The organism is Sphingopyxis sp., from assembly GCF_019459305.1.
Taxonomy (GTDB): Bacteria; Pseudomonadota; Alphaproteobacteria; order Sphingomonadales; family Sphingomonadaceae; genus Sphingopyxis.
This window is the reverse complement of sequence record NZ_JAIBES010000151.1, coordinates 26,860-48,323: the sequence shown is the minus strand read 5'-3', so window position 1 is coordinate 48,323 and position 21,464 is coordinate 26,860. Positions and strand designations below refer to the sequence as shown.

The window sequence follows — 21,464 nt, the reverse complement described above, 5'->3', positions numbered from 1 at the left end:
CCTTTTTTCAGTCCGCGAGCGGCGGCGCCCCGCCAGCTGCGACCATTCGTTCGCCATCAATGACGATCGGGCTCGCAAGCCCATCGACATCCGTCCCCTCGGGCCGAAAACGCATCCCCCGCGCGATCACCTGCGGGTCGGCAAACACCGCTGCGATGTCGTTGATCGGCCCCGCGGGGACACCCTCCGCCTCCAGCGCCAGCGCCAGCGGCTGCGCGTCCCAACCCGCGACTTTAGTTGCCAGCAGCGGAATCAGCGTGGTGCGATTGGCCAGCCGCGCCGCGTTGGTGGCAAAGCGCGCATCATCGGCCCAGCCCCGCTCGCCCAAAATCATACATAATTTACGAAACTGACCGTCATTGCCGACCGCGATCACCAGCTGGCCGTCGGCAGTCGCGAACGCCTGATAGGGGACGACATTGGCGTGGCCATTGCCCATCCGCCCCGGCGACACGCCGCTCGCGAGGTAATTGGCGGCCTGGTTGGCCAGCACCCCGACCTGACAATCGAGCAGCGCCATGTCGATATGCGCGCCTTGTCCGGTGGCGTCACGCCGCCGCAACGCCGCGAGAATGGCGACGGTCGAATACATGCCGGTAAAGATGTCGGCATAGGCAATCCCCGCCTTTTGCGGCGGCCCGTCGGGTTCGCCCGTCAGCGCCATCGCGCCGCCCATCGCCTGAATGATGAAATCATAGCCCGCGCGGTGGGCATAGGGGCCGGTCTGCCCGAAGCCGGTTATCGAACACATGATCAGCCGGGGAAAATCGGCGAGCAACGTCGCGGGGTCGAGGCCATATTTGGCGAGCCCGCCGACCTTGTAATTTTCGATCACCACATCGGCATCGGTGATCAGGGTTCGGACCTCGGCCTGCCCCGTGGTGGTCGCAATATCGATCGCCACCCCCGACTTGCCGCGATTGGTGCTGTGATAATAGGCCGCGCCCAGATTCTCGCCGTCTTCACCCATGATGAACGGCGGTCCCCATCTGCGCGTGTCGTCGCCGACCCCCGGCCGCGGGACCATGATAACCACGGCGCCCCGGTACCCGAGCAAATTCCCCCCCCACCGCCCCCCCCGCCCCCCGGCCCCTCCACCTTGATCCCCCCGGCGCCGAGGTCCGCGAGCAATTGCCCGCACCACGGCCCCGCGAGCACCCGTGCCAGTTCGACGACGCGGATGCCTGCGAGGGGTTTCGCCGCGCTATCCGCCAAAAGCGGAAATGCCGGTGATCGCGCGGCCCAGGATCAGCGCATGGACGTCGTGCGTGCCCTCATAGGTGTTCACGGTTTCGAGGTTCACCGCGTGGCGGATGACATGATAATCGGCCGAAATGCCGTTGCCGCCGTGCATATCGCGCGCGACGCGCGCGATATCGAGCGCCTTGCCGCAATTGTTGCGCTTGAGCAGGCTGATCGCGTCGGGAATCAGCCGCCCTTCGTCGATCAAGCGGCCGACGCGCAGCGCCGTCTGCAAGCCCAGCGCGATTTCGGTGAGCATGTTAGCGAGCTTGAGCTGGACGATCTGGTTCGCCGCTAACGGCCGCCCGAACTGCTTGCGCTCGCCGGTGTAGTTGCGCGCTGCCTCGTAACAAAACTCCGCCGCGCCCATCGCGCCCCAACCGATGCCGTAGCGCGCGCGGTTGAGGCAACCGAACGGGCCTTTCAGCCCCGACACATGCGGCAGCAACGCGTCCTCACCCACCTCGACCGAATCCATCACGATCTCGCCGGTGACCGATGCGCGCAGGCTCACCTTGCCCTCGATCTTCGGCGCCGACAGGCCTTTCATGCCCTTTTCGAGTACAAAGCCGCGGATCGCGCCGTCATGCGCCTCCGACTTCGCCCACACGACGAACACGTCGGCGATCGGCGAATTGGTAATCCACATCTTGGCGCCCTTGAGGCGGTAACCGCCGGCGATCTTTTCGGCGCGCGTCCGCATCCCGCCTGGGTCGCTGCCCGCGTCGGGTTCGGTCAGCCCGAAACAGCCGACCAGTTCGCCCGAGGTCAGCCCGGGCAGATACTTCCGCTTCTGTTCCTCGCTGCCATAGGCATTGATCGGGTGGATCACGAGCGAGCTTTGCACCGAACAGGCTGAGCGATAGCCCGAATCGACGCGCTCGACTTCGCGCGCGATCAGCCCGTAGCTGACATAGTTCAGTCCGGCGCCGCCATATTCGGGATCGATCGTCGCACCGAGCAGGCCAAGGGCGCCCATTTCGGACATGATCTCGCGGTCGAACCGCTCATCGAGAAACGCCGAGGTGACGCGCGGCAGCAGGGCATCGGTCGCATAGGAACGCGCCGTGTCGCGCACCATCCGCTCCTCTTCGCCGAGCTCAGCGTCGAGCTGAAGGGGATCGAGCGGGTCGAGCGCTTCGATGCGCTGCGGGTCGGCGAGGGCCATGCAAAGGGGCTTTCTCTTAATGGCGAGCAGCCCTTTCGGGACGCGCGCTAGGGGGTCGGTGCCGCGGTGCTGCGGGCGAATGCGGCAGCCGGGCTGTCGCGCGGCTCCAATATCGCGGCGGTCTCGATCAGGTCAAGCGCACGCCGCGCCTCATGATAGCGCCGCGCATCGATCAGCCAGTCGTTCGCCATCGCGGCGCCGGGCATCGCCTCGACCTCGGCAATCGCCTTGTCGGCCTGACCCGCGCCAAGATAGCGGCGCGCGCGCTCGAGCCGTGCCGAGGCGCGCGGCGACTGCGTTCCCGCAGCGCGCACCACGAACAACTCGTTCAGCTCGCGGCGAAAACCCGTCCACAGGCTGCCATTATCGTCGTCGCCCCGGCCGACGAGCTGCGGTGCCAGCGTGTCGAGTTCGGTGCGCAATTGTTCGAGCGTCACCGGTTCGCGCGACGTTTCGATGATCGTTTTCACCGCGTTGGGCTGGTCGTCGCCAAAGCGCAGCCGCAGCTGGGCGTCGAGATAGCCGAGCGACAGCCCGCGATCGAGCGCGCGGCGCACTGCAAAGGCGACAAGCAGCCCTTCGGCGCGCGACGCATTACCCGACGCCGATTCGGCCTCAAGCGTGATCCGCGACAGTCGTTGTTCGAGTTCGGCAACGCGCGCCGCCAGCGCATTGGCGCCATCGACCGGCGCGACGATCAACGGCTGTCCTGCCGCGGCGCCTTTTGGCGCGGCGCCCGCGGGCAGTGCCGGGTCGGTGAGATCGCCGACCGCCTGCGTGTCGATCGCTTTCGCCGCAGGTGCGGTGGCATCGCCGGTCAACCAGCGATTCACCGCCCAGCCGCCGCCAATAACACCGACCAGCAGCAGGAGCAGGGCAGCGATGGCGAGCAGGCGAAACGATGGTCCCCTCGCCGGGACCGCCTCGGCCATGGGCGAGGGGGTGTCGATGCTGTCGATTGCCATATGTCTCTTTCGAACGACCCTATTTTTCCCCCTTGTGGCACAAAGCATACGCCAGTGCCAACATTGACGCGTCGGTCGGCGCCGCTGCCGCGGCCAATTCGCCCCAGCCTTTTCCCGCCCCGGCCGCGACCGCGGGGCTGATCGCAACCAACGCCAGATGCGCGCGCTGTGGGCCTACAAGGTCGGCAATCCGCTGCGCCGCGCGCGCCGAATGTGCGAGCAGAACCGCCGGTGCGGCGATGAATTTCTGCCAATCCGGTGACGGCGCAACCGGATCGACCGCATAGCAAGTCAGCGGCTCCAGCGCCGCTCCGCGCGGGTCGAAGTCTGACCGATCGCGACCGCAAAGCCATAATATCCGGGCAATATTTTCCGACGTCATGGCATCAAGAAGACTCTGGGCATTCGCCTTGCCGGTTCGCACAACGGTCAATCCGACCTCCTGTGCGGCATCGGCGGTCGCCCCGCCCACCGCAAAAACCGGAAGCACAGCAAGGCGTGCGAGCTGCGGCCCGGCTAGTCGGACTGTCTGCGCGCTAGTGAGCAGCATCGCGTCGAAATCTTGCGGCGCCGGCGCCGTCCACGGCAGTGCCCGCGCGGCAAACAGCGGCATCGCATGGGCATCAAATCCCAGGGTCATCGCGCGCGCGATCGTGGCGCTGTTGCCCGGCTCGGGACGGGTGACGATCAGCGGCAGGCCGCTGCTCATGCCGCGAACAGCCGCCGCACCGTCTCGGGGGCGTCATCGAGCAACCGCCGCGCCAGCGCCGCCGCCGCATCGTCATGGTCGATCAGCGCGTGACCCGCGGCATGATCGGCGCCGTCTTCGGAGAAAATCTCGGCGTCGAGTTGCAACATGCCGTCATCGCGCCAGTGCGCGTGCGCTGCGACCGGCGAGCGGCAATCACCGCCCAACGCCGCCAGAAAGGCGCGCTCAGTCGCCACCGCGCGGTGGGTCGGCGCATGATCGATCGCCAGCAACAGCGTGAGCGTGTCGCCATCGTCGGCGCGGCACTCAATGCCGATCGCGCCCTGCGATGCCGCAGGCAGCAGCACCGCGGCGTCCTGCGGCGTGCCGACCGCATGCATCCCCAGCCGGTCGAGCCCCGCCGCCGCCAGCAAGGTCGCATCGGCCTCGCCCGCCGCCAGCTTCGCCAGCCGCGTCGCGACATTGCCGCGCAGCAGCACCGGCGCCACGTCGGGACGGATTCGCTGGATCTGCGCGGCGCGGCGCGGGCTGCTCGTCCCCAGTCGCGCGCCGTAGGGCAGGTCGGCGACGCTCGTCGCCTCCATCCCCTCGCGCACCACCAGCCGGTCGCGCGGATCGGCGCGTTCGAGCATCGCGCCGAGAGCAAACCGCGCATCGCGCAGCGTCTCCACATCCTTCAGCGAATGGACCGCGATATCGATCACCCCGGCGTCGAGCGCGGCGTCAAGCTCGCGCGTCCACAACTCCTTGCCCCCAACCTCGGCGAGCGCGCGGTCCTGAATGCGGTCGCCGGTAGCCGTCATCGGCACGATCTCAAGCGCCTCGGACACTATGCCATGCGTCGCCATCAGCGCCGCGACCGTCATATGCGCCTGCGCCATCGCCAGCGGCGATGCGCGGGTACCGATCCGCAGCGGCCGTTCGATTGTTGGTAAGTCAGTCATCGCGACGCTGCTAGCGCGGCTTGCCCTGCCGATAAAGGGGCGGGTAAGGGATGCGAACGATTATGACTCTCATCCTTGGCCTTGAATCAAGCTGCGACGAAACTGCTGCGGCGCTCGTAGACAGCGACCGGCGCATCCTCGCGCACCGTGTCGCGGGGCAGGAGGCCGAGCACAGCCCCTTCGGCGGCGTCGTTCCGGAGATCGCGGCGCGCGCGCATGTCGACCGGCTGGCACCGATCATTGCTGGCGTCCTCGCCGATGCGGGCGTCTCGCTCGCCGACGTCGACGCGATTGCCGCGACCGCCGGTCCCGGCCTGATCGGCGGGGTGATGGTCGGGCTCGTCACCGGCAAGGCACTTGCCCATGCCGCGGACAAACCGTTGATTGCGGTGAACCATCTCGAAGGCCATGCGCTGTCGCCCCGCCTCGTGGAACCCGGCCTCGCCTTCCCCTATCTGCTGCTGCTCGTCTCGGGCGGTCATTGCCAGTTGCTGCTGGTCAAGGGCGTCGGCGATTATCGCCGCCTTGCCACCACGATCGACGATGCGGCGGGCGAAGCGTTCGACAAGACCGCCAAGCTGCTCGGGCTCGGCTATCCCGGCGGCCCCGCGGTCGAGCGGATCGCGCAGAATGGCAATCCGCACGCCGTGCCGCTGCCGCGTCCGCTGGTCGGCAGCCCCGAGCCGCATTTCTCCTTCGCCGGGCTCAAAAGCGCCGTAGCGCGTGCCGCCGCCACCGGAACGCACAGCATCCCCGATCTCGCCGCCTCGTTCCAGCAAGCGGTCGTCGACTGCCTCGTCGATCGCAGCCATATAGCGCTGTCGGCTTGTCCCGATGCAACGGCGTTCGTCGTGGCGGGCGGAGTGGCCGCCAACGGCGCGATCCGCGCCGCGCTGACCGATCTGGCGGCACGCTTCGACCGGCCCTTCGTCGCGCCGCCCCTGTGGCTGTGTACCGACAATGGCGCAATGATCGCGTGGGCCGGCGCCGAGCGCTTCGCCGCGGGGCTTTTCGACGATCTGTCGGTCGCTGCGCGCCCGCGCTGGCCGCTCGATCCCGCTGCGGAAACCGTGCGCGGTGCCGGAGTGAAAGCATGACACGTGAAAGCATGACGTCATATCACAACTTCGGCGTGGTCGGTGGCGGCGCCTGGGGCACCGCGCTGGCGCAGTTGCTCGCCGCCGACGGCGCGCCCATCCGCCTGTGGGCGCGCGAACAGGATGTTGTCGCCGCGATCAACGCCGAGCATCGCAATCCGGTGTTTCTACCCGGCGCGGCGCTCTCGGGTTCGTTGACCGCAACCAGCGCACTCACCGACATGGCAAATTGCGACGCGCTTCTCGTCGTTGTGCCGGTACCGTTCCTGCGCGCCGTGCTTGCCGAACTCCCCGCGGGCGACGCGCCGTTGATCTTCTGCAGTAAGGGGATGGAGGCGGGCAGCTTCGCTTTCCCGATCGACATGGCGCGCGAACTGGCGCCGCAGCGACCGCACGCAGTGCTGTCGGGACCGACCTTCGCGCATGAGGTTGCCGCGGGGCTGCCGACCGCAATCACCCTCGCCGCGGCCGATCGCGACCTTGCCGCCGCCATCGCAGGCGCGATCGCGCGCCCGCATTTTCGCCCCTATGTCTCGACCGACGTCATCGGCGCCGAGATTGGCGGCGCGATCAAGAATATCCTCGCCATCGCTTGCGGCATCGTCGACGGCGCCGGCCTTGGGCTCAACGCCCGCGCCGCGCTGATCAGCCGCGGCTTTGCCGAAATGACGCGTTTCGGACTGGCGCGCGGCGCGCAAGCGGAAACGCTCGCGGGCCTCGCCGGGCTCGGCGACCTCGTGCTGACCTGCACCTCATCCAATTCGCGCAACTTCACGCTCGGCCAGGGGCTGGGGCGCGGCGAAGATGCCGAGACGCTGATGGCCGACCGCCGCACCGTCGCCGAAGGGGCGTTCAGCGCCCCGGTGATCGCCGCCGCGGCGCGCGCCGACGGCATCGACATGCCGATCTGCGATACCGTAGCGCGGCTGGTCGCGGGCGAAACGCGCGTTGCTGATGCCATTCAGGCCCTGCTCAGCCGCCCGCTGCGATCCGAAGGTCGGTGAGCTTTAGCAGAGAATTGCCTGCACCCCCGCATCGCGCTAGACTGCGCGCCGGGGACCAGCAGAAGGGGCGGCGGGCTTGAGCCAGACGGACAGCGCAGCCGCGCCCGCATCGGCACCAGGCCCCTCGGGCGATGCCGACACCGCCGCGCTCGCCAAGGGCGGGCGGACCAATTTCCTCGGCTTCATCCTGCGCCTCGTGGCGCGCCTGCCCTTTCTCTATGTCGCGGGCCGCTGGTACGGTCCCGAAGCGGTCGGGCGCTTCGCCTTTGCCGTGCTCGTCATCGAACTCGTTGCGCAGCTCGCGACGCTCGGGCTCAAACGCGGCCTCGCCGAACAGTTGAGTTTAAACGGCGCCGATCATCGCACGGTCGTGTGGGACGGGATGTTCGTCGCCTTCCTCGCCTCGGCGGCGGGATCGGCGCTGCTCTTCGCCTTACCGCAGCTCATGTATCCCGCTGGCGACATCGGCGGCGCCGATCGCTGGATGGCGCTGCTCGTCTTTGCCATTGCCGGAACCGATATCGCGCTCGCCGCCTGTGCTTACCGCTTCGACATCGGCGCGACGGTGCGCGCGCGCGCGATCGTCGAACCCTGGGTGATCAGCGCCGCGGCGGCGGGTTTCTGGTTCGTGTCGGTACGCGACGGGCTGATGCTGTCCTACGCCGCCGCCATGCTCGGCGCTTTCCTGACCGCGCTGATTCCGATGCTGCACCATTATGGCGGGCCGCGCGGCTGGCAACCGCACCCCGCGCACCTGATCGCAGTTGCGCGGCGCAACGCCCCGCTCGCTGCCGCCGACGCGATCGAATGGGGCACGCGCCGGCTCGACCTGTTCATCCTCGGCCAGTTTACCTCGCCGACGATCTACGGCATTTATTATATGGCGCAGCAGGTCGCCTCGCTGCCGCAAAAGCTGAAAACCAGCTTCGAGCCAATCCTCGGCCCGGTCATCACCCGCAACCTCGCCGAAAAGCGGCTTGCCGCCGTGGCGGCACAAGTCAGCCAGGTCGGCTTCTGGATCATCGCCGCGCAGGCCGGGGTCGCGCTTGCGCTGGGCATTCCGGGGGAGGCCGTCATGGGCCTCGTTGGCCCCGAATTCGTCAGCGGAACTGCGGCGCTCGCCTTCCTGCTCGCCGCCGAAGTCGTCGCCGCGACCGCCGTCGTCAGCGAAGCGGCGCTGGTCTATGTCGCGCGCCACCGTAATCTTTTGATCAGCATGGCGACGCTGGCGTTGCAGGCGATATTGAGCGTCACGCTGATCCTGATCGCCAAATCGATGGGGCTACCGCCGATCACCTACGCCGCCGCGGTCGCGGTCGCGCTGATGCTCGCGCTCGGCTTTGCCTCGGTGGTGAAAGCGCGGCTGCTCGCGCATGTGCTGCAAGCCCCGGTGAACAGCCTGCGCTGGGCACTGGTGTGGGCAACCGCGGGCGCCGCGATCCTAGGCTGGGGCGCAACGCAGTTGCCCGAATGGGCCGAACTGCTGATCGGCGTGCCGGTCATCCTCGGCATCTATTCCTGGCTGATCTGGACCCGCGGTTTCGGCCCCGCCGATCGCGCGCTGTTCAAGAAACATCCGGAGACGGCGACCGGTGAACCGACCGCCGTCTAAAGTCGGGCGCAGCTTATTTCACCGCATCCTGCGCGGCATCGCCAACATTCTGTGCCGCATCGCCAACCTTTTGCGCCGCTTCGGTCATCGCGCCCGTTTCGGCGTTGTCGTTGGCGAGGAACTGGAATGCGACGAAGCCCGCGACCGCGAGCACGACCAGCAGGATCAGGCCCATGCCCAAGCCGCCGCCGCGTCGCGGTTCGCGATCGATGATCGTCGTGGTGTGCGTCGACCCGTCGGGCGCGCGCGTTTCGTGAATTTCGTCGGCCATATCGTCCTCCTGTGCCATTTGGCGGATAGGACGCTTCGGACCGGCGAAGGTTCCTAAACCAGCCGTTCGGCGACTTTGGCGCGCAGGTCAGTCTGCGCCCGCGGGCCGACTTGGGCGATGATTTCGCGCGCGCACACCGCGCCCATTGTCAGGCAGTCGGCGATCGGGCGACCTTCGGCCAGACCCGACAGGAAACCGGCGGCAAAAAGGTCGCCCGCCCCCGTCGTGTCGACGACATCGTCGATCGGTTCCGCCGCGACTGCGGTGCGCTCGCTGTCTGTCACCGCGACCGCGCCATGCGCGCCGCGCGTCGCGACCAGCAAGGGGACATCGGCAGCCACCTTGGCGAGCGCGGTTTCGAAATCATCGACCTCCGCCAGCACGAGCAGTTCGGCTTCATTGGCGAAAAGGATGTCGATTTCGCGCGCCGCGGTCATGCGGCGGAAATCCTCGCGATGCCCCGCAACGACGAATGTGTCGGACAGGGTAAAGGCGACGCGCCGACCCGCCGCCTTGGCGAGCCCGATCGCTTCCGCCATCGCGGCGCGCGAGGTATCGGCGTTCCACAAATAACCTTCGAGATAGAGGATGTCCGCGTCGGCGATCAGCGCCGCGTCAAGCGATTCGCGGCCCAAATTCTGCGACGCGCCCAGGAAAGTGTTCATCGTCCGCTGGCCGTCGGGGGTGACGAGGATCAGGCAGCGCGCGGTCGGCGCGCCATCGGCCTGGGCCGGGGTGTCGAACGCGACCCCCAGCGCGGTGAGGTCGTGCGTGAACACATGCCCCAGCTGATCGTCGGCGACCTGGCCGATAAAGCCGCAGCGGCGCCCCAGCGCCGCCATGCCGGCCAAGGTGTTCGCCGCGCTGCCGCCCGACATTTCAATCGCCGGACCCATCGCCGCATAGAGCCGCTCGGCCTCGTCGGCGTCGATCAGCCGCATCGACCCCTTGACCAGATTTTCACGCTCGATCAGCGCGTCGTCGGCGCGGGCAAGGACGTCGACAATGGCATTGCCAATGGCAACAACGTCGAAACGGGCGGTGGAGGCCATAAAATATCCTGTGATGGGCGGGAAAAAGTTGCCGCGCTTTAGGGATGGCGGCGCGGCAAGGCAAGCGCGGCGCTTGACGCGCGCCCCGCCCCCTCGCATCCCCCGAACATGACCCATGCCGTCCGCGCCTTTCTGCTCGCGCTCCGCGATGTGCCGAACCCCCGCGTGCTGCGCATCCTGCTGCAAAGTCTGGCGCTCACCCTCCTCCTGCTGGTCATCATGGGCGCCGCGATCTATTTCGCCGCCCGCTGGGCGCTCGATCATTGGCAATGGCTCGGCGCGAGCGAGCGCGACATGGCGGGAATATTGGTCGTCCTTGCGATCATCGCGGGCAGCTGGCTGTTGTTCCGCGCCGTCGCGATCGTCGTCGTGGGGCTGTTCGCGGATGCGATCGTCGCCGATGTCGAAGGACGCCATTATCCCGCCGCCGCCGCCCGCGCCGTCGATGTCGGCTGGCGGCAGAATATCCGTCTCGCGCTTGCGTCGGTGGTGCGGCTGATCGGCGGCAATCTGCTCGCGCTGCCGATCTACATCCTGCTGCTCGTCACCGGCATCGGAACCCCGATCTTCGCTTTGTTCGTCAACGGCCTGCTGCTCGGCCGCGATCTCGAGGCGATGGTGCTGGCGCGCCACCCCGACCGCCCGCGGCTCGACCGGCCCGCGCGCTGGTCGCTCGGGCTGCTGTCCGCCGCAAGCTTTGTGGTGCCCGTCGCCAATCTGTTGGCGCCGATCGTCAGCGCCGCTATGGCGGTCCACATGCTCCATTTGCGGAGCGGGGACCGGAAGTAATGATCAACAACAATCGCTTGGCGATATTCACCGGCCTCGCCCTGCTGCTCGGCGGCTGTGCGGGTAACGCGATTCCGCGCGCTAACCCGCCCAAGGCGCCCCCGGCGGCAGGTCCGATCACCTCACCGCGGCCGACGCAGAACAACAGCCTGATCGGCCGCTCGGCAAATTCGGCGCTCAGCCTGTTCGGCAAGCCGCGCCTTGACGTCGCTGAAGGCGCAGCGCGCAAATTGCAGTTTGCTGGCGCCGCCTGCATCCTCGACATCTATTATTACGCGCCAAAACAAGGCGCCGATCCGCTCGCGACCCATGTCGACGCGCGCACCCCCGACGGCCGCAACGCCAATGTGCCGAGCTGTATCGAGGCGCTGCGCCGCTAGGTTGACGTCACGACGCCAATTCGTCCAGCGCCCACCTTGCCGCCTCCGCCACCATCGGCGTTTCATCCTCTGTCAGCCGCTCCAGCACCGGCCGAAACCCGGCATCGCCGCTGTTTCCCGCCGCAATCGCAGCGTTGCGGACCATTCGCCCACGCCCGATGCGCTTGATCGGCGACCCTGCGAACACCTGTCGGAACCCGGCATCGTCGAGCGCGAGCAGGTCGCCGAGCGACGGCGCGACCAGCTCGGCGCGCGGCAGGAAGGCCCGGTGCGCGTGCGCGGTCTCGGCGAATTTGTTCCATGGACAGACGGCGAGACAGTCGTCGCAGCCGTAGACGCGATTGCCGATCCCGCGGCGCAGCTCATGCGGAATCGGCCCGTCATGCTCGATCGTCAGGTAGGAAATACAGCGCCGCGCATCGACTTGGTACGGCGCCGGAAACGCTTGTGTCGGGCAGGCGTCCTGACATGCGGTACAGCTGCCGCAACGATCCCGCCCCGGATTGCTCGGGACCAGCTCCAGCGTCGTGTAGATTGCGCCGAGGAACAGCCAGCTGCCATGCTCACGGCTGACCAGATTGCTGTGCTTGCCCTGCCAGCCAAGCCCCGCCGCCGCCGATAGCGGCTTTTCCATCACCGGCGCGGTATCGACGAACACTTTGACTTCGGCGCCGGGAGCCTCGGCGACCAGCCAGCGCGCGACCGCCTTCAGCGCCCGTTTGACGACGTCATGATAGTCCCCGCCCTGCGCATAGACCGAAATCCGCCCGCGGTCGGGGTGCTCAGCAAGCGCCAACGGGTCATGCGCCGGCGTATAGCTCATTCCCAGCGCGATCACCGACCGCACCTCGGGCCACAGCCCCTGTGGCGATCCGCGCTGTGCGGCGCGGCTTTCCATCCAGATCATGTCGCCGTGGCGGCCCTCGGCAAGCCACTGATTCAGCCGCTCCGCGGTTTGCGGCGCGGCGCCCGCGTCGGCGATCCCGAACGCAACAAAGCCATGCACGCGCGCCACCGCCTCCAGGCGGTCTTCCAACACAGGCAAGGCTTCGGCAACCATTGCCGCTCTATACGCGAGCCGCCTGTCCGTGCCATAGCTTGCGGATGATCAGATCAGGGACGGCAGCTTGAACGATTTCAGCGTCGAGGCCAAAGGCCTCACCAAATATTTCGGCGATTTCAAGGCGGTCGACGATGTCAGCCTGACGGTGCCGACCGGCAGCATCTATGGCGTGCTCGGCCCCAATGGCGCGGGCAAGACGACCAGCCTGCGTATGACGCTTGGGATCATCGACCCCGACGAGGGTACCAGCCGCGTCTTTGGCGAACGGCCGCAGGCGGTGCGCCACCGTATTGGCTACCTCCCCGAGGAACGTGGGCTCTATCCCGGAATGAAAGCGCGCGAAGCCATCGCCTTCATGGGCGCGCTGCGCGGGCTCGACTGGTCCGAAGGCCGCCGCCGCGCCGCGACTTTCATGACCGAGCTCGGGCTCGAACGCGTCATCGACGAAAAGATCCGCAAGATGTCGAAGGGCATGGCGCAGATGATCCAGCTGATCGGGTCGATCGTCCACGGCCCCGACCTCATCGTCCTCGACGAGCCTTTCTCGGGGCTTGACCCGGTCAATCAGGAACGACTCGAAATGCTCGTCCGCCGCGAACGCGATCGCGGCGCGACGATCCTGTTTTCGACCCACGTCATGGCGCATGCCGAGCGCCTCTGCGACCGGCTCGCGATCATCGCCCGCTCGCAGCGCCGCTTCGAAGGCACCGTTGACGACGCACGCGCGCTGCTGCCAATGCAGGTGCGCTACACCCCGCGCGGCGACGCCGATGCGGCGGCGATCGCGGCGCTGCTCCCCGCCGGTGCCGAGCCGCGCGGCGACAGCTGGTTCTTCCCGATCGAAGATGTCGACGTCGAACCACTGCTGGCGCGAATCACGGGCAGCGGGCTGGGTGTTGCGGGGCTGTCGATCACCCGTCCCGCGCTCCACGACGCCTTTGTTCATATCGTCCGGCAGGTCGATGCGAGTTTCGATGCCGATGCGAGTACCGACGCGGTCGAGGAGGCGCTAGCATGACCCCCTTTCTCAAAAATATGCTCGTCATCGCGCGCCGCGACTTTCTGGCGATCGTCGCCACCCCGACCTTCCTGCTGTTCCTGCTTGCGCCGCTGTTCATGGTCGGCATGGGGCTCGCGGGGGGCATGGGCGCCTCGCAGCTCGCAGACAGCGCGCGCGGCGCGGGGCGCATTGTCGCGGTGGTCGGCGCAGACGATGTCGAAGCGCTGCGCGCCGCCGATACACGGCTGCGCGCCAGCGTCGCGCGCCGCGTTCCCGAACTTGAGGTCCGCATCGCCGGCCCCGCCACCACCGACCCGATCGCCATCGCGCGCGAGAAGGGCAGCGACACCTACGCCGTGCTCAGCGGCCCGCTCGCCACCCCGCGCATCATCGAGCGCGAGGCCGACAGCAACGCGGGTCACTATCTCGCGCTGCTCGCCGACGATGTGCTGCGATTGAAGGCCGCGGGGCCCCTGCCTGCCGTGGCACCCAAATTCGAAGCCTTGTCGAGCGGCGGCACCAGCATCGCGCTCCAGCAATCTTTGGGCTTCGGCGCGGTCTTCATCATCTTCCTGCTCACCCTCCTCCTTGCCGGCCAGACGGTCAGTTCGCTCGCCGAAGAAAAGGGTAACAAGGTCATCGAAATCCTCGCCGCCGCGGTGCCGCTCGAAAGCGTCTTCCTCGGTAAGCTGCTCGGTTTTCTGGGCGTCGCGGTGCTGTTCATCGCCTTCTGGCTGGCGATGGCGCTTGTCGGCGGACTGATCGCCGCGCTGCGAATTGATCCGGCCGCGCTCGCGTCGGTGCAAAGCGCCAGCAAGGCGACCGCGGCCCTCGCCGCGGCGCCTGCCACCGGCTGGCCATTTTTCCTCGGCATCGGTTTTGTCTATTTCATCCTGTCCTTCCTTCTCCTCGGCGCGGTATTCCTCGGCGTCGGCGCGCAGGCGGCGACGGTGCGAGAAATCCAGATGCTCAGCCTGCCGATCACCATCTTTCAGGTCGGCATGTTCAGCCTGTCGACCGCCGCCGCGAGCGCTCCGGGCAGCAGCCTGTCAACGATCGCGCAGATTTTCCCTCTGTCGTCACCCCTCGCGATGGCGGCGCGCGCCGCGACCGACGACAGCAAGGCGGTGCATCTGCTGGCGCTCGGCTGGCAGGCAGTCTGGGTCGCGCTCGTGATCTTCCTCTCGGTGCGCCTCTTCCGCGCCGGGGTGCTCAGCGGCGGCGGCAGCTGGAAATTCTGGCGGCGCAGCGGACGGGCGGCAGCGCTCGCCGCTACCGCTGCCGCAGCAACTGAGCAGGCCGCCGACCGTCATTGACAAAGCTGTAAATAGTGGCATTCTGCAACTGAATCGGCCGCACGAGACGGCCCTTCAGAGGAGCTGCCCCATGGCCACCCAAATTCGCACCGCCCCCGAAATCGCCAACCCGCTCGACGTCAGCCGCGCCGAATTATGGAGCGAGGACCGCTGGCAGGAACCCATGCGCCAGCTGCGTGCCGAATCGCCCATCTATCGCTGCGAGGATTCGAAATTCGGACCCTATTGGTCGGTGACCACCTACAAACCGATCCAGCATATCGAGGCGCTGCCCAAGATTTTCTCCTCGTCGTGGGAATATGGCGGGATCACCGTCGCCGGCGATGGCGTCGAACATCTGAAAGAAGGCGAGATCCCGCTGCCGATGTTCATCGCGATGGATCCGCCGCAGCACACCGCGCAGCGCCGTACCGTCGCCCCCGCTTTCGGCCCGTCCGAAATCGAGCGCATGCGCGCCGACACCGTCGCGCGCACCGCGGCGCTGATCGACACCCTGCCGGTCGGCCAGCCCTTCGACTGGGTCGAAAAGCTGTCGATCGAACTCACGACCGACATGCTCGCCATCCTGTTCGATTTTCCCTGGGAGGAACGCCACCGGCTGACCGCCTGGTCCGACGCGCTCGGCGACATCGAATCGTTCGACACCACCGAACAGCGTCAGGCGCGCACCGCAAAGGCGTTTGAAATGGGCGCCGCGTTTAAGGAACTGTGGGACCGCAAGGCGCTGAACCCCGGCGAGCACGACCTCATCTCGATCATGCTGCAATCCGACGCGATGAAGCATATGAGCGAGCATGAATTCATGGGCAATCTCATCCTGCTCATCGTCGGCGGCAACGACACGACGCGCAATTCGATGTCGGCCTATGCCTATGGCCTCCACTGTTTCCCCGAAGAACGCGCCAAGCTCGAGGCGAACCACGACCCCGAACTCGCGGTCAACGCGATGCACGAAATCATCCGTTGGCAGACCCCGCTCGCGCACATGCGCCGCACCGCGATGGAAGATACCGAGCTTTTCGGCCACCAGATCAAAAAGCGCGACAAGATCGCGCTCTGGTATGCCTCGGCGAACCGCGACGAGAGCGTTTTCCCCGACGGTGACCGGATCATCGTCGACCGTGAGAACGCGCGCCGCCACCTCGCTTTCGGCTATGGCATCCACCGCTGCGTCGGGGCGCGCGTCGCCGAATTGCAGCTCACCACTTTGATCTCCGAAATGCAGAAGCGCCGCCTGCGCGTCAATGTGCTCGCCGAGCCCGAGCGCGTCCACGCCAGCTTTGTCCATGGCTATCGCCACATGCAGGTCGAGCTGGAGAAATATTGACGCCGCTTGAAACCTGGCGCCGCCGAACCACGTATCTAGCGTGAAGACCCGACCACCGGGTCAGGAGTCCGCCATGATCGACCGCCGTTACCTGCTCGCTGGCCTCGCCCTTGGCGGCGGCGTCATCGCCGCGCCGATGCTGATGGCCAAATCGGCGCGCCCTCAGGCCGCACCCGGCTGGCGCCTGTCCGACGCCGAATGGAAAAAGCGTCTGACCGCGCAGCAATATTATGTGCTGCGCGAAGCCGGCACCGAACGCCCGTTCAGTCATCCGCTCGACAAGGAAAAACGCGCCGGAACCTTCGTCTGCGCCGGCTGCGCGCTGCCGCTCTATTCGAGCACGACCAAATATGACAGCAAGACCGGCTGGCCCAGCTTCTGGGCGCCGCTCAAGGGTGGTATCGCGACATCGACCGACTATGACCTTGGCTATGCACGCACCGAGGTGCATTGCAAACGCTGCGGTGGCCATCTTGGTCATGTTTTCAACGACGGGCCGAAACCGACCGGCAAGCGCTATTGCATGAACGGCGCCGCACTGACCTTCCGCCCTGCCTGATGCCACCCCAATTGACGCCGAGACATCACTTTGCGGTGGGCTTGACCCGCCAAACCGATAGCCCGGCACGCGACGCAATCGGCACTGCTTCAAGCCACGTCGGCGGCTTGCCGGCGTAAAGCTGCGCCGCCAGCGCATCTTTACGCGCGTGGCGATATTTGGTCAGATCGTTGGCGGTCCGGCAAAAGACAATCAGTGTCGCGCCGTGTTGGCGAACCAGCGTCTCGGCCTTCGCCGGATCACCCGCAAAGATGCGGATGCTGTCCGCCATCGCATCCTTGTTGCGGTGGTGCGGCGTCGCGACCAGGCTATGCCGAGTCCAGAAGATCACCGGCGCGCCAAGGTCGATCGGAGTCAGGACCGTGGTCGCTGGCAGACTATCGAGCGCCGCAATCGCGGCAGGGTCGAGGCACGTCGTTTGATAGCGGCTTTCCGTCGCCTTTTTCGCCGCAGCGCGTGCTTCCTCGGCTTGCAGCGACGGCACAATGGCCGTGAGCACCGCCGCAACCGCGGTGCTGCCGATCAATGGCAGGGTCAGCGCCGCAGCGGCCGAACCGACAATACGCGGGACAACCGATGAAATCGTTCGCGCCCACGTCCACAAGCGCAGCCCAAGCCACGCGCAGCCAGGCAGCGCAAACAGATGCGCGGTGGCCGCGCTGCGCAGGACAAGCAGCGACAGCGCCGCGGCGCCCAGCAGCGCGACAATCACCGTCGCCCAATTGCGGCGATTGGCCATTTCGCGGCACCCCCGCCACGCCAGCACCGATCCGGCGAGCCCGATCAGCGACGGCACCAGGACGTGGATCGCATCGTGCGGCTTCGACATCCATAACGGCTGGCCTTCGAGCACATGCCGATACCAAAATTCGACCACAATCGGGTCAAGCGATGCAAAAGGCCCCTTGGCGCAGGCAGGTTCGGTCCACACCAGCGCCCCCGCCGCCGCCAAACCGGCAGCTCCTAACAGACCAAACCGTGCCCAGGGCGCCGCCGGGTTCGCCCGCGCTGCGGCAAAAGTCAGCGCCGCCGCCGCAGCGAACGCCGCCATATAGGGCGCCGAAAGCGAATCGCACCAGGTTCCGACCAGCCCGATCGGGCCGCGCGTAGCAAACTGAACGAGAAGAGCGCCGCCCGCCAGCGCGCCCATAAAGCCGCACAGACGATCACGATCGGCAGTGCGACCGTGCAACGCCCAGCGCAGCGCCGCAAGCGCGGCAAACAGCGCCACGATCGGCAAACCTTCGATCGATACTGCCAGCAGCGCCGCGGCAAACAGTCCGCCCCACAGTCCCGCACGCCAACTCGCAGGACGCAGCGCCTGTGCCATGATCAGCATCGCCAGCAGAATCTGCCAGCCATGATGATCGACCCGCAGCGGGCGGAATTGCATGACGATGAACCCCGCCATGATCAGGAACAGCGGCGCGATATAGGCGATCCGCCAGTCGGACAGGTTACGATAACCCAGCGCGCAGGCAGCGCACAGCGCCGCGCCCAGCATCGGCGGCCACAAGGTCATCACGATTCGTTCGGCCATGTTCTGCCCGAACAGCGGCTCCAGAACCAATAGGCCGACCGCAAGCGGCGCATCGACGATCCGCGACCAGTGCATCAGCACCCCGCCCCCCGCCGGATTGACGCGATATTGCTTGAGATCCCACCAGCCTTGCCCAGCCAGCAGGTCGCGCACCTGCGCCATCCGCATCGCATCGTCGGTGTCGGACAGGTCGAGCGCGCCGATCGCCTGCCAGTTCACGATAATCGCGATCAGGCTCATCGCCGCCCACAGGATCAGCGCGATCCGTACCGGGGTAAGCCAGGGGCTGACACCCACTCCGTCCGAGATTGGCGACGGAGGTAACACCGCGCCGCCGACAACAGGCGCTGCGGCTTCGGTCACGTTGCCGTGGCCCGGAAAACGATATGGCGGCGGAGCAGATAGGTGGTCTGGAAACTGACGACGATCGCCGCCAGCTTGGCGAGTCGCGGGTCGAACCCGAACGCGCTGCCGGTGCCGACGATCGCGGTCGTGACGGCAAGACCGACCAGCGCCGACCCGACGAACAACATCTTCTGGCGGTGCCGCTCACCCGTGCCGCGCGCCGCGGCGCCGTCGGCAAAAACAAGCCGGCTCGAAACCAGCCAATGGACGAGGATTCCGGCGCAATAACCGACCGCAGACGCCGGCATCGGCGCCAGCCCCGAATCGAGCAGCAGCAGGAACAGCGCCGCGTCGCTCCCCAGCGCGAGCACGCTGGCGAGCAGATAGTTCAGCCAGCGAATTTCGCCGCGCCGGATCGATCCGATCAATCTGGTGACGGGGAGCATGGCAAAGCGCCTCCGGCCAGCGCCCTCAGGCGGCCTTCGTCACGCGCGACGGCACATCACGGACCGAAGCCAGCGCGGCCTGTTCCCCCTCGGTGCCGCTCTCATGATATTCGGCGTCTTCATTGACGCCCCAGATGTCATAGACCCGCTCGCCCGCGACGATATTGCGCACCGTCAGCATCGCGGTCATCATCGCGTGATCCTGGTTGTTATAGCGGTGCATGCCGTTGCGCCCGACCATGTGCAGCGTCGCATAGCGCGCTTCCAGCTCGGACCGCATCGTCTCGACATGCGCGGCATAATCATCGTCATAGACCGGATAGGCCTTTTCCTGCCGCACCACCGCGCCGCCAACGACGTCCTTGGGATCGCAAAGGCCAAGGATCGCCATTTCCTTCGTCGCGAGCGCGACCAGCTCGTCGTCGCTGGACGCCCACAGGCCGTCACCCTCGAAGCAGAAATATTCGAGCCCGACGCACGCGAGCTCGGGATCTGGCACCATTTCGGGCGACCAGCTGCGGAAATTCTGCACCCGGCCGACCTGCACCTTGCTGTCGTGGATATAGATCCAGTTATCGGGGAACAGATCCTCCGACCGGATTTTCAGCGCGACGGTCAAAAAGTCGCGATATTTCAGCTTCGGTGCGGCATTCAGCGCGCAGGCGGGCAGCGGATGGATACGCGCCGCCAGCTCGCGCATCGGCGCCGAGCTGATCACATGCGCCGCGTCGATGACAACGTCGCCGTCCGGACCGTTAGCGGTCAGCCGCCAGCGGCCGCTCACCTGATCCTGCGTCAGCTGTTTGAAGCTATGCGCCATCAGCACATGGTTGCCGCCCGCAACGACCTTGTCGCGCGCCGCGTCCCACATCATGCCCGGGCCCAGCCGGGGATAGCGAAATGTTTCGAGCAGGGTCTTGGTCGCCATGCCGTCATTCGGACGCTTGTTGAGCCCCAGGCTGCGCTTGAACCCGTCGATCACCGCGCCACCGAGCGAAAGCCCCTTTATGCGCTGCGCCGCCCAGTCGGCCGACATTTCGTCGCACGGCATGCCCCACACCTTCTCGGTGTAGGTTTTGAAGAAGATCGAATAGAGCTTCTGCCCGAACTGGTTGATCGTCCAATCCTCGAAACTGCGAACCTGTTTGTTCGGCAACAGCTTCGCCTTGGCATAGCTCACCATGCACAAAGTCGAGCGGACAACGCCCAGGTTCCACAGCGCCTCGAACGCGCGCAGCGGATAGCTATAAAATTTGCCCTCATAATAGATGCGACTCATCCGCGGGCGCTCGATGAAGTCGTCGGGGAGAATCTCGTTCCACAGGTCGACGACTTCGCGGCTCTTAGAAAAGAAGCGATGGCCGCCGATGTCGAAGCGAAAGCCCTCATGCTCGACCGTGCGGCTGATGCCGCCGACATAAACCGAGTCCTTCTCGATCACTGTCACGCGGTACCCCTGCTGCGTCAACTGATACGCCGCAGTCAGCCCGGCCGGTCCGGCGCCGATGATGGCAACATCGACGCTGGTCGGGCGGTTTTCCGATTTCGTAGCAACGGACATTGATTGGCTTCCCCACAGGCAATTCATGCTCCCGCCCGCTGTGGCCAATCATGGATAAGAAGTGGTTAATTTTGCGAGGTCTTATTCGGTGCCGCCGTCGTGCGAATGGCCAATCCAACGGCCCGGGCAACAACCTGTTGCTGACATCGCGGCGATATGCTGGTTGAGGACAGAGCGGGAAATGGAGACCGAGAACATTGGACGCTACGCGAACGCTGATGTCCCTTGCAGCCTTGTGCCTCGTCAGCTGCTCCGCTGCCGAACCGCCCAAGGTCGAGCGGCGAGAGATCCTGCCCCAGCGAGATCGGGTTGCCTTCTTCGAACGACCGTGCACCCTCGCGGCAGCGATGCAGTCCGATAAGCCAAGCCCGCTCGTGGTTTTGCTCGATAACGATCCATGGGCGTCTGTAATGGGATCCGATTCGCCAACCTTCGCACTCTATGAGGATGGAACGGTCATCCAGAAGAGTACGAACGGCTTCATCACCACGCGATTGGCCAACCCGGAAATGAACCAGCTGCTCGATCGGCTGGATCTGCCTTCGCTCTCGCGGTCCTATGGACGTTTCGATGCCGCGGACGCGACCGACCAGCCTGAGCAGAATTTGCTGATCTATCGAACCTCGAGTCCCGTGTTCGTGTCGGTATACGGCTCGCTCAAGGACAAGGTCGTGCGGGCGAAGATACCGCTCGAAGTCATCGACGCCTACCACATGCTGGCGCAATTCAAACATCCAAAAAGCCGGGCATGGCTCCCGGAAAACATCGAGGTGATGATCTGGCCGTATGAATATGCCCCCGAACCGTCATTGAAATGGCCCCAGGAATGGCCAGGGCTGAGCGACGCCGAGACTGTCAGGCGAGGCGGGGACTCGTTCAGCATTTTCATGCCATCGGCGAAACTTGCCGATCTACGCGCATTCTTCAAACGCCGGAATGAACGGGGCGCTTTTGAAATAGACGGTCAAAAATGGTCGGCTTCGATCCGTTTTCCTTTTCCGCACGAGAAGCTCTGGATGGCCCCCCAGCCTGAATTGGAATGAGCAAGGGCATAACGCTGTTACCCATGCCCAA

General features: G+C 66.1%; 20 protein-coding genes and 1 pseudogene. 10 read left to right on the top strand and 11 right to left on the bottom strand.

What is annotated here, in order from left to right; genetic code table 11:
• Nucleotides 1-7: 7 nt before the first annotated feature.
• The 5 genes and pseudogenes from K0M74_RS18880 to hemC form a co-directional block, all read right to left on the bottom strand.
• A pseudogene (locus K0M74_RS18880) lies at nt 8-1,215 on the bottom strand (CaiB/BaiF CoA-transferase family protein).
• The gene (locus tag K0M74_RS18875; RefSeq protein ID WP_293975950.1) at nt 1,205-2,410 is read right to left on the bottom strand and encodes an acyl-CoA dehydrogenase; all 1,206 of its coding nucleotides are present in this window, start codon (nt 2,408-2,410) and stop codon (nt 1,205-1,207) included. Before K0M74_RS18875 ends, K0M74_RS18880 begins: the two are co-directional and overlap by 11 nt.
• A 47-nt stretch (nt 2,411-2,457) precedes the next feature.
• On the bottom strand, nt 2,458-3,375 hold the full coding sequence (locus tag K0M74_RS18870; RefSeq protein WP_293975948.1) for a mitofilin family membrane protein: 918 nt from the start codon (nt 3,373-3,375) through the stop codon (nt 2,458-2,460).
• Between the two features lie 19 nt (nt 3,376-3,394).
• Nucleotides 3,395-4,084: a uroporphyrinogen-III synthase gene (locus tag K0M74_RS18865; RefSeq protein ID WP_293975946.1), complete on the bottom strand. Its 690-nt coding sequence runs from the start codon at nt 4,082-4,084 to the stop codon at nt 3,395-3,397.
• Nucleotides 4,081-5,028, bottom strand: a complete 948-nt coding sequence (gene hemC, locus K0M74_RS18860) for a hydroxymethylbilane synthase (protein WP_293975944.1) — start codon at nt 5,026-5,028, stop codon at nt 4,081-4,083. Before hemC ends, K0M74_RS18865 begins: the two co-directional genes overlap by 4 nt.
• A gap of 62 nt (nt 5,029-5,090) precedes the next feature.
• Between hemC and tsaD the strand changes: the two genes are divergently transcribed.
• The 3 genes from tsaD (at nt 5,091) to K0M74_RS18845 (ending at nt 8,741) form a co-directional block, all read left to right on the top strand.
• On the top strand, nt 5,091-6,125 hold the full coding sequence (gene tsaD / locus K0M74_RS18855) for a tRNA (adenosine(37)-N6)-threonylcarbamoyltransferase complex transferase subunit TsaD (protein WP_293975942.1): 1,035 nt from the start codon (nt 5,091-5,093) through the stop codon (nt 6,123-6,125).
• Complete coding sequence (locus K0M74_RS18850; protein ID WP_293975940.1) at nt 6,122-7,129, top strand: NAD(P)H-dependent glycerol-3-phosphate dehydrogenase; 1,008 nt, start codon at nt 6,122-6,124, stop codon at nt 7,127-7,129. The genes tsaD and K0M74_RS18850 overlap by 4 nt, the downstream gene beginning before the upstream one ends.
• A gap of 76 nt (nt 7,130-7,205) precedes the next feature.
• Nucleotides 7,206-8,741 (top strand): lipopolysaccharide biosynthesis protein, encoded by a 1,536-nt coding sequence (locus K0M74_RS18845; RefSeq protein WP_293975938.1) that lies wholly within the window; start codon nt 7,206-7,208, stop codon nt 8,739-8,741.
• Between the two features lie 13 nt (nt 8,742-8,754).
• Here the strand turns inward: K0M74_RS18845 and K0M74_RS18840 are convergent, their stop codons facing one another.
• The gene (locus K0M74_RS18840; RefSeq protein WP_293975936.1) at nt 8,755-9,012 is read right to left on the bottom strand and encodes a hypothetical protein; all 258 of its coding nucleotides are present in this window, start codon (nt 9,010-9,012) and stop codon (nt 8,755-8,757) included.
• A gap of 53 nt (nt 9,013-9,065) precedes the next feature.
• Nucleotides 9,066-10,064 (bottom strand): adenosine kinase, encoded by a 999-nt coding sequence (locus K0M74_RS18835; RefSeq protein WP_293975934.1) that lies wholly within the window; start codon nt 10,062-10,064, stop codon nt 9,066-9,068.
• A gap of 108 nt (nt 10,065-10,172) precedes the next feature.
• Between K0M74_RS18835 and K0M74_RS18830 the strand changes: the two genes are divergently transcribed.
• Together K0M74_RS18830 and K0M74_RS18825 are read left to right on the top strand one after the other, a co-directional pair.
• Nucleotides 10,173-10,853, top strand: coding sequence for an EI24 domain-containing protein (locus K0M74_RS18830; protein WP_293975932.1), 681 nt, complete (start codon nt 10,173-10,175; stop codon nt 10,851-10,853).
• Nucleotides 10,853-11,233, top strand: a complete 381-nt coding sequence (locus K0M74_RS18825) for a hypothetical protein (protein ID WP_293975930.1) — start codon at nt 10,853-10,855, stop codon at nt 11,231-11,233. The genes K0M74_RS18830 and K0M74_RS18825 overlap by 1 nt, the downstream gene beginning before the upstream one ends.
• Nucleotides 11,234-11,240: 7 nt before the next feature.
• Here the strand turns inward: K0M74_RS18825 and queG are convergent, their stop codons facing one another.
• A complete protein-coding gene (gene queG / locus K0M74_RS18820; protein WP_293975928.1) occupies nt 11,241-12,293 on the bottom strand; it encodes a tRNA epoxyqueuosine(34) reductase QueG in 1,053 nt (350 codons plus the stop codon).
• Nucleotides 12,294-12,360: 67 nt separating this feature from the next.
• On the opposite strand from queG, the gene K0M74_RS18815 reads away from it, so the two are divergent.
• From K0M74_RS18815 to msrB, 4 genes are all read left to right on the top strand, one after another.
• A complete protein-coding gene (locus K0M74_RS18815) occupies nt 12,361-13,314 on the top strand; it encodes an ATP-binding cassette domain-containing protein (protein ID WP_293975926.1) in 954 nt (317 codons plus the stop codon).
• Nucleotides 13,311-14,612, top strand: a complete 1,302-nt coding sequence (locus tag K0M74_RS18810) for an ABC transporter permease (protein ID WP_293975924.1) — start codon at nt 13,311-13,313, stop codon at nt 14,610-14,612. Before K0M74_RS18815 ends, K0M74_RS18810 begins: the two co-directional genes overlap by 4 nt.
• A gap of 70 nt (nt 14,613-14,682) precedes the next feature.
• A complete protein-coding gene (locus K0M74_RS18805) occupies nt 14,683-15,939 on the top strand; it encodes a cytochrome P450 (protein WP_293975922.1) in 1,257 nt (418 codons plus the stop codon).
• Nucleotides 15,940-16,012: 73 nt separating this feature from the next.
• Nucleotides 16,013-16,498 carry a peptide-methionine (R)-S-oxide reductase MsrB gene (msrB, locus tag K0M74_RS18800; protein WP_293975920.1) on the top strand — a complete coding sequence of 162 codons (486 nt, stop codon included), beginning with the start codon at nt 16,013-16,015 and terminating at the stop codon, nt 16,496-16,498.
• Nucleotides 16,499-16,523: 25 nt separating this feature from the next.
• On the opposite strand, the gene K0M74_RS18795 is transcribed toward msrB, so the two are convergent.
• The 3 genes from K0M74_RS18795 to K0M74_RS18785 are packed head-to-tail and all read right to left on the bottom strand — an operon-like array spanning nt 16,524 to nt 20,390.
• A complete protein-coding gene (locus tag K0M74_RS18795; protein WP_293975918.1) occupies nt 16,524-18,401 on the bottom strand; it encodes a hypothetical protein in 1,878 nt (625 codons plus the stop codon).
• Nucleotides 18,398-18,829: a GtrA family protein gene (locus K0M74_RS18790; protein ID WP_293975915.1), complete on the bottom strand. Its 432-nt coding sequence runs from the start codon at nt 18,827-18,829 to the stop codon at nt 18,398-18,400. Before K0M74_RS18790 ends, K0M74_RS18795 begins: the two co-directional genes overlap by 4 nt.
• Before the next feature lie 25 nt (nt 18,830-18,854).
• Nucleotides 18,855-20,390 (bottom strand): NAD(P)/FAD-dependent oxidoreductase, encoded by a 1,536-nt coding sequence (locus K0M74_RS18785; RefSeq protein ID WP_293975913.1) that lies wholly within the window; start codon nt 20,388-20,390, stop codon nt 18,855-18,857.
• Nucleotides 20,391-20,608: 218 nt separating this feature from the next.
• Here K0M74_RS18785 and K0M74_RS18780 point away from each other — a divergent pair, with 218 nt between their 5' ends.
• Complete coding sequence (locus tag K0M74_RS18780; RefSeq protein WP_293975911.1) at nt 20,609-21,433, top strand: hypothetical protein; 825 nt, start codon at nt 20,609-20,611, stop codon at nt 21,431-21,433.
• Nucleotides 21,434-21,464 lie beyond the last annotated feature (31 nt).

Bases quoted from the DNA above. Each gene is read 5' to 3' on its own strand.
- queG (WP_293975928.1), bottom strand. From the start codon at position 12,293: ATGGTTGCCGAAGCCTTGCCTGTGTTGGAAGACCGCCTGGAGGCGGTG.
- K0M74_RS18810 (WP_293975924.1), top strand. From the start codon at position 13,311: ATGACCCCCTTTCTCAAAAATATGCTCGTCATCGCGCGCCGCGACTTT.
- K0M74_RS18785 (WP_293975913.1), bottom strand. From the start codon at position 20,390: ATGTCCGTTGCTACGAAATCGGAAAACCGCCCGACCAGCGTCGATGTT.
- K0M74_RS18875 (WP_293975950.1), bottom strand. From the start codon at position 2,410: ATGGCCCTCGCCGACCCGCAGCGCATCGAAGCGCTCGACCCGCTCGAT.
- K0M74_RS18825 (WP_293975930.1), top strand. From the start codon at position 10,853: ATGATCAACAACAATCGCTTGGCGATATTCACCGGCCTCGCCCTGCTG.
- K0M74_RS18870 (WP_293975948.1), bottom strand. From the start codon at position 3,375: ATGGCAATCGACAGCATCGACACCCCCTCGCCCATGGCCGAGGCGGTC.
- K0M74_RS18805 (WP_293975922.1), top strand. From the start codon at position 14,683: ATGGCCACCCAAATTCGCACCGCCCCCGAAATCGCCAACCCGCTCGAC.
- K0M74_RS18790 (WP_293975915.1), bottom strand. From the start codon at position 18,829: ATGCTCCCCGTCACCAGATTGATCGGATCGATCCGGCGCGGCGAAATT.
- hemC (WP_293975944.1), bottom strand. From the start codon at position 5,028: ATGACTGACTTACCAACAATCGAACGGCCGCTGCGGATCGGTACCCGC.
- tsaD (WP_293975942.1), top strand. From the start codon at position 5,091: ATGACTCTCATCCTTGGCCTTGAATCAAGCTGCGACGAAACTGCTGCG.
- K0M74_RS18835 (WP_293975934.1), bottom strand. From the start codon at position 10,064: ATGGCCTCCACCGCCCGTTTCGACGTTGTTGCCATTGGCAATGCCATT.
- K0M74_RS18865 (WP_293975946.1), bottom strand. From the start codon at position 4,084: ATGAGCAGCGGCCTGCCGCTGATCGTCACCCGTCCCGAGCCGGGCAAC.
- K0M74_RS18780 (WP_293975911.1), top strand. From the start codon at position 20,609: ATGTCCCTTGCAGCCTTGTGCCTCGTCAGCTGCTCCGCTGCCGAACCG.
- msrB (WP_293975920.1), top strand. From the start codon at position 16,013: ATGATCGACCGCCGTTACCTGCTCGCTGGCCTCGCCCTTGGCGGCGGC.
- K0M74_RS18850 (WP_293975940.1), top strand. From the start codon at position 6,122: ATGACACGTGAAAGCATGACGTCATATCACAACTTCGGCGTGGTCGGT.
- K0M74_RS18830 (WP_293975932.1), top strand. From the start codon at position 10,173: ATGACCCATGCCGTCCGCGCCTTTCTGCTCGCGCTCCGCGATGTGCCG.
- K0M74_RS18840 (WP_293975936.1), bottom strand. From the start codon at position 9,012: ATGGCCGACGAAATTCACGAAACGCGCGCGCCCGACGGGTCGACGCAC.